General features: G+C 48.2%; 6 protein-coding genes and 1 pseudogene. 2 read left to right on the forward strand and 5 right to left on the reverse strand.

What is annotated here, in order from left to right:
- Positions 1-85 precede the first annotated feature (85 nt).
- Positions 86-685 (reverse strand): Maf family protein, encoded by a 600-nt coding sequence (locus ACTHUE_RS09225; RefSeq protein ID WP_219088736.1) that lies wholly within the window; start codon positions 683-685, stop codon positions 86-88.
- A 14-nt stretch (positions 686-699) separates the two neighbouring features.
- The gene (locus ACTHUE_RS09230; RefSeq protein ID WP_070813868.1) at positions 700-1239 is read right to left on the reverse strand and encodes a gamma carbonic anhydrase family protein; all 540 of its coding nucleotides are present in this window, start codon (positions 1237-1239) and stop codon (positions 700-702) included.
- Positions 1240-1475: 236 nt separating this feature from the next.
- Between ACTHUE_RS09230 and ACTHUE_RS09235 the strand changes: the two genes are divergently transcribed.
- A complete protein-coding gene (locus tag ACTHUE_RS09235; protein ID WP_219088738.1) occupies positions 1476-2354 on the forward strand; it encodes a DMT family transporter in 879 nt (292 codons plus the stop codon).
- A gap of 54 nt (positions 2355-2408) precedes the next feature.
- Here the strand turns inward: ACTHUE_RS09235 and lepB are convergent, their stop codons facing one another.
- The 3 genes from lepB to ACTHUE_RS09250 all read right to left on the reverse strand — a co-directional run bounded on the left by lepB (position 2409) and on the right by ACTHUE_RS09250 (position 6055).
- Positions 2409-3428, reverse strand: coding sequence for a signal peptidase I (gene lepB, locus ACTHUE_RS09240; protein WP_070584130.1), 1020 nt, complete (start codon positions 3426-3428; stop codon positions 2409-2411).
- Positions 3428-5221: a translation elongation factor 4 gene (gene lepA, locus ACTHUE_RS09245; protein WP_002226499.1), complete on the reverse strand. Its 1794-nt coding sequence runs from the start codon at positions 5219-5221 to the stop codon at positions 3428-3430. Before lepA ends, lepB begins: the two co-directional genes overlap by 1 nt.
- A 132-nt stretch (positions 5222-5353) precedes the next feature.
- The gene (locus tag ACTHUE_RS09250; RefSeq protein ID WP_049328596.1) at positions 5354-6055 is read right to left on the reverse strand and encodes a 5'-methylthioadenosine/adenosylhomocysteine nucleosidase; all 702 of its coding nucleotides are present in this window, start codon (positions 6053-6055) and stop codon (positions 5354-5356) included.
- A gap of 203 nt (positions 6056-6258) precedes the next feature.
- Between ACTHUE_RS09250 and ACTHUE_RS09255 the strand changes: the two are divergent.
- Positions 6259-6529 (forward strand): annotated as a pseudogene (locus ACTHUE_RS09255) (type IV pili twitching motility protein PilT); the annotation flags it as partial.

Genomic DNA, 6529 nt, shown 5'->3' on the forward strand with positions numbered 1-6529 from the left:
TTTCTTCAAGCAAGCTGTTTAAGGCAGTATTGTAACTGAAACAGGCGTTTTTGTCGGCACGCTTTCAGACGGCATTTGCCTAATTTTAAGCAAACGGCGGCGCTTCCAAACCCAAAGATTTCAGTAGCTGAGCAGTCTCATAAACCGGCAAACCCATCACGCCCGTAAAACTGCCCTGCAAATGCTCGACAAATACGCCGCCCAAGCCCTGAATCCCATACGCACCGGCTTTATCCATCGGCTCGCCGCTGGCAACATAGGCTGCAATCTCCTCAGCCGTCAACGTTTTAAAGCGTACTTCGCTCGTCTGCACCACATCATGGCATACGCCTTGCCAATAAACGCACACAGCCGTCAACACTTGATGCGTCCGTCCGGATAAACGTTCCAGCATATCGACCGCATCCGCCTCGGATTCCGGTTTACCTAAAATAACCGCACCATCCGCCACCGTCGTATCCGCCGTCAATACAGCAAACTCAGGTTCTTGATTATGAGCAGCAAACCATTGCGCCACCGCCGCCTGATTTTTCTCACAGGCCATACGGCGCACATACTCTACTGCTGCTTCGCCTTCTTTAGGGGTTTCATCAATATCCACAGGAAGGCGGCGTACCGTGAAACCCAAATTCTCCAAAATCTCACGACGGCGCGGACTGCCCGAAGCCAGATAAATTGCGTTCATTGTATTGGTTTTCCTTATTTTGAAATTTTATGCTGGCCGGACAGGCGGACATAATGCGCGGACGAATACGTCAAAAATTCCTTTTCCTCATCCGTCAGCGGACGCACTTGTTTCACAGGCGAGCCAACGTATAAAAAACCGCTTTCCAAACGTTTGCGCGGAGGCACCAAACTGCCCGCGCCTATCATCACATCATCTTCGACAACCGTATCATCCAAAATAATCGAGCCCATGCCCACCAACACACGATTCCCAATTCGGCAGCCATGCAGCATGACCTTATGCCCAATCGTCACATCATCGCCGATAATCAAAGGTGAACCGTCAGGCTTCGCCGCATTCTTATGCGACACATGCAAAACGCTGCCGTCCTGCACATTGCTGCGCTTGCCGATAGAAATGCTGTTCACATCGCCACGCAATACGGCATAAGGCCAAACGGATACATCTTCCGCCAGCGACACTTCGCCAATCACAACCGAAGTCTCATCTATAAAACAAGACTCATCAACCGACGGCACATAATCCAGAAACGCACGAATAGGGTTTGCCATTTCCAATATCCTTTTCTCAAAACCAAAACTGATCAGGCCGTCTGAAAACACGGCGTAAAACGATTTTATACTACAACCATACTAAATCAAGCCAAAAAATCATCAAAAGGCCGTCTGAAACAGCTTTCAGACGGCCTTTCATCATAAACCTTTATCTTGGCTTACCACTATTTATCATTAGCGCCTCATCCATCTTTTATGGAATAATCGTCTTCATTTGATTGATGGAGAAGCCGATGGAGACACGTTCGGGAAATTATGCAGCATCCCTATTGGTCGTCGGCTGCGTCGTCTTCGGCTTGGGCAGTTTGATCGTCAAATTTGTCGATGTCGGCTCTTACGCCATCGCATTCTGGCGTTTGCTGATTGCCGCCCCCATATTCTTCCTGCTCGGGCGTTTTTTCAGACAAAAAATGCCCACGAAAAGAAAAACGGTTGGCTACGCAATCTTATCCGGCGTTTTCCTCGCATTCGACCTCGCCCTTTGGCACGAAAGCATTCACGCCGTAGGCCCCGGCATTTCCACCTTGCTCAACAGCCTGCAGATTTTCTTTTTAGCCGCCATCGGCTTCTTCTTTTATTCGGAACGCCTAAGTACCTTACAAATTTTAAGTTTGATATTGGCCACCATAGGCGTAGCCTTGATCGGCAGCCCGGAGTTCGGTCATAACGACAATGCCGCATGGGGATTTGTCAGCGGCGTAGTATCCGGTGCCATGCTGACCCTGTCTATGGTTTTCGTACGCAAAACCCATGAGCAGGAAAAAGTCGGTTTGTTTCCGCTCATGATGATTTTAAGCTTCGGCGGTGCAATGGCGCTGGTCATCCCATCTCTACTATTCGATGCCGCCCATCTCTACCCCAAAACTTTAAACGATGTGATTCTAGTCTCCATCTACGGCATCGTTATGCAATGCTTCGCTTGGGCATTGATTGCTTACGCCATCCCGCTTTTATCCTTATCGCTGACCGGCCTCTTGCTTCTCTCCGAACCAGTCGCCGCCATGTTAATCGATTATTTCTGGCTGAATAAACCGATTAACGCCGTCCAATGGTGTGGCGCCACTTTGACTTTATTGGCAATTTATTTGGGTTCGTTAAAAGACAAAAAATAGATACAAAAAAGGCCGTCTGAAAAATTTCAGACGGCCTTTTAATCTGTTTATTGCTTATTGGATACTGGTACCGATACGGCTGAGTTCGCCAAAGTTCATCCAAACAAAGAAGGCTTTACCGACAATCAGTTTATCATCGACAAATCCCCAGTAACGGGAATCGGCGCTGTTGTCGCGGTTGTCGCCCATTGCGAAATAACGGCCTTCTGGGACTTTACAGATAAAGCCATTGCCGTCTTCTGCGTATTCGCAATTTTCCAAACCGCTTGTTTCAAGCGAGTAATTGCTTTCAGGCATCACTTCGGAAGTATATTTGTTCAATACAGCAATAGATACGGAAGGCTGACCGGCCTCCTTGACCACATCAAAGTTTTTGCCGTTCAAGGCCGTCTGAAAACGCTCAAGCGTATGAATCATAGACGGATCGGTATCATCTGCGTATTGATAATTACCGTTTGGTTTTTCGGAAATAATTTCTCCGTTAACAGTCAAAACCTTATCACGGTATTCCACAACGTCGCCCGGAATACCGACGATACGTTTGATGTAATTCATCTCTGGCTGAAGTGGGTAATTGAACACCACAACATCGCCTCGTGCAATGTTGCCGACAGGGATAATGACCTTATTCAAAATCGGCAGGCGGATACCGTAAGAGAATTTGTTCACCAAGATAAAATCGCCTTTGACCAAGCCCGGACGCATGGAGCTGGACGGAATTTGGAACGGCTCGGCAATAAAGCTGCGCAACACAAAGATAACCAAGATGATGGGAAAAAAGCCGCCCATGTAGTCGGTAAAATGCGCATTGTCTTCGCCGGTCTCGCTTTTTTTCAGATGGCCTTTATGGATTGCCCAAACAATACCGGTAAACACGACAAACACCAGCAATACGGCGGTAAAGCTCATAAATTCGGACAAAATGCCGAATACGCCGACCATACACAGGAGATAACTCCATTGCAGGCCGGAGCTCCATTCGCCGTTTTCCTGACGCTCTTTGCTGCTTTTGAAGTTGAGGACCAAGCCGGCCAACAGTACAACAATTGCGCCTAAAGTCAGATTTATACTCATTATTTATCACTCACTTGCAGAATCGCCAAGAATGCGCTTTGCGGGATTTCCACGTTGCCCACTTGTTTCATGCGGCGTTTGCCTGCTTTTTGTTTTTCGAGAAGTTTTTTCTTACGCGTAATATCGCCGCCGTAACATTTCGCCAAAACGTTTTTACGCAGGGCTTTGACGTTTTCGCGGGCGATAATCTGGCTGCCGATGGCGGCTTGGACGGCGATGTCGAACATCTGGCGCGGAATCAGCTCGCGCATTTTTGACGCCAACTCACGACCACGGTGAACCGCGCTTTGACGGTGCACAATCAGGCTCAGGGCATCGACTTTTTCGCCATTGACCATGATGTCGAGCTTAATCAAATCAGACGGCTGGAACTCTTTGAAATGGTAGTCCAACGAAGCATAGCCGCGCGAAGTCGATTTAAGCTTGTCGAAGAAGTCCATTACGACTTCGTTCATCGGCAAATCGTAAGTCAACATGACTTGACGGCCCATGTACTGCATATTGACCTGCACGCCGCGCTTTTGGTTACACAAAGTCATGACGTTGCCGACATACTCCTGCGGCACAAGAATGGTCGCGGTAATAATCGGCTCGAGAATGGTTTCGATGCTGCCGATGTCGGGCAGTTTAGATGGGTTTTCGACTTCGATTTTTTCGCCGCTCTTCAAAACGACTTCGTAAACCACCGTCGGCGCAGTGGTAATCAAGTCCATGTCGAACTCGCGTTCCAAACGTTCCTGTACGATTTCCAAGTGTAGCAGGCCTAAGAAGCCGCAACGGAAGCCGAAGCCCAATGCCTGAGAAACTTCAGGTTCGAATTTCAGTGAAGCATCGTTCAGTTGCAATTTTTCCAAAGCGTCGCGCAAGGCTTCGTAGTCGTGGCTTTCCACAGGATAGAGACCGGCAAATACTTGGCTTTGTACTTCTTGGAAGCCGGGCAACGGCTCAGAGGCAGGGTTGGCAACCAAAGTCACCGTATCGCCGACTTTCGCCTGTCCCAATTCTTTTACGCCGGTAATCAGAAAACCCACTTCGCCGGCTTTGAGTTCTTGTTTTTGAACCGATTTCGGTGTGAATACGCCCAACTGCTCGACCTGAGTTTCCGCCTTGGTGCTCATAAAGCGTACTTTGTCTTTCAGCTTGATGGTGCCGTTTTTCACACGAATCAGCATGACCACGCCAACGTAGTTGTCAAACCATGAATCAACAATAACCGCTTGCAACGGCGCATTTTCATCACCGGTCGGCGCAGGGATTTTGGCAACGATTTCTTCCAAAACATCTTCCACACCAATGCCGCTTTTGGCAGAACACTGTACCGCGCCAACGGCATCAATGCCGATGATGTCTTCGATTTCCTGTTCCACGCGCTCGGGGTCGGCGGCAGGCAGGTCGATTTTGTTCAAAACAGGCACGACTTCCACGCCCAAATCAATCGCGGTATAGCAGTTCGCCACGGTTTGCGCTTCCACGCCTTGTGACGCGTCAACGACCAAAAGCGCGCCTTCGCAGGCAGAGAGCGAACGGGATACTTCGTAAGAAAAGTCGACGTGTCCCGGCGTATCAATTAGGTTAAGCTGATACACCTGCCCGTCGCGTGCTTTATAGTTGAGCGCGGCGGTTTGCGCTTTGATGGTAATGCCGCGCTCTTTTTCGATGTCCATGGAGTCGAGCACCTGCGTACTCATTTCGCGCAAATCCAAACCGCCGCAGTATTGGATAAAACGGTCGGCAAGCGTCGATTTACCGTGGTCGATGTGGGCAATAATGGAGAAATTCCGTATGTTTTTCATATTGTTATTAAGATAAATGCAATTAAAGTCGGAAAGGCCGTCTGAAAAAACAGGGATTCGGTTTTCAGACGGCCTTAGAATAAGGTTGAATCGTTCCGTATTCTAACGGAAATTCAACGTTTCTGCATGATTTTATAGCGATTTGACAATCTCGGTCACCATCTTCGCCGAGCTGACAGCCGCCGTTTTCAAAAACTCTTCAAAGCTGATGTCCGCTTTCTCATCTGCCGAATCGGAGACGGCGCGAATAATTACAAACGGCACTTCCAACTGGTAACAAGTCTGCGCAATCGCCGCAGCTTCCATTTCCACTGCTTTTACTTCTGGGAAATGGCTGCGGATTTCCGCGACACCTTCGCTGCTGTGCACAAAACGGTCGCCACTGACAATCAGGCCTTGCGTGACAGCCGCTCCGTCAAACACTTGCGCCGCCTTTTCTGCTTGGCGAATCAAGTTTGAATCCGATGCAAACACGGCAGGAAGTTGCGGTACTTGTCCCCAAACATAACCAAAAGCCGTTACGTCAACATCATGATGCGCCACAGTTTCGCCGATGACCACATCACCGACCTTCAGGCCCTTGCCCAAACCGCCTGCACTGCCGGTATTGATGACGCAATCCGGTGCAAACTGATGAATGACCCAAGAAGTCGAAACCGCCGCATTGACTTTACCGATACCGCTCAAAACCAATACCATACGTTTTCCGGCCAATTCACCTTCATACGCCGAGAATTTACCGAAGGACACATGCTTGACATTGGTCATGCTTTCACGCAAAAGCTCGATTTCCTGTTCCATTGCGCCGACCACGGCAATTGTTTGTACTGACATCTCGTTACCTTTCCATTCACTAATCGGGCAACATTATAACAGCAGAATTTAAAATCACAGGGATACTGAAAAATCTGCTATATTCCCAGAACGACACCCAATTTAAAACAGATTGATGCTCCAGCTAGCAATCAGCAAATAATGATTGCATCTGTTATAATTACCATAGATAAAATAACTATATTTTAAATACCTAAATTCTTATGTTTAACGAAAATACTCCGGATGCAAAAGAAGAATTGTTCGCTTGGCTACGCCATATGAACAAATACAAAGGCTCCGACCTTTTCATTACCACCAATTTCCCACCGGCCATGAAAGTGGACGGCAAAATCATGCGACTGACTGATGAGCCGCTGAGTGCTGAAAAATGTATGGAAATCGCTTTTTCGATTATGTCTTCCAAACAAATCGAAGAATTTTCTTCCACCAACGAATGCAACTTCGCCATCAGCCTGCCCGATACCAGCCGCT

This window comes from Neisseria sp. P0021.S005 (genome assembly GCF_051956955.1).

What these genes read in the sequence shown, in the direction of transcription:
- ACTHUE_RS09225 (WP_219088736.1), bottom strand. Translation starts at nt 685, where the DNA reads ATGAACGCAATTTATCTGGCTTCGGGCAGTCCGCGCCGTCGTGAGATT.
- ACTHUE_RS09235 (WP_219088738.1), top strand. Translation starts at nt 1,476, where the DNA reads ATGGAGACACGTTCGGGAAATTATGCAGCATCCCTATTGGTCGTCGGC.
- lepA (WP_002226499.1), bottom strand. Translation starts at nt 5,221, where the DNA reads ATGAAAAACATACGGAATTTCTCCATTATTGCCCACATCGACCACGGT.
- ACTHUE_RS09250 (WP_049328596.1), bottom strand. Translation starts at nt 6,055, where the DNA reads ATGTCAGTACAAACAATTGCCGTGGTCGGCGCAATGGAACAGGAAATC.
- lepB (WP_070584130.1), bottom strand. Translation starts at nt 3,428, where the DNA reads ATGAGTATAAATCTGACTTTAGGCGCAATTGTTGTACTGTTGGCCGGC.
- ACTHUE_RS09230 (WP_070813868.1), bottom strand. Translation starts at nt 1,239, where the DNA reads ATGGCAAACCCTATTCGTGCGTTTCTGGATTATGTGCCGTCGGTTGAT.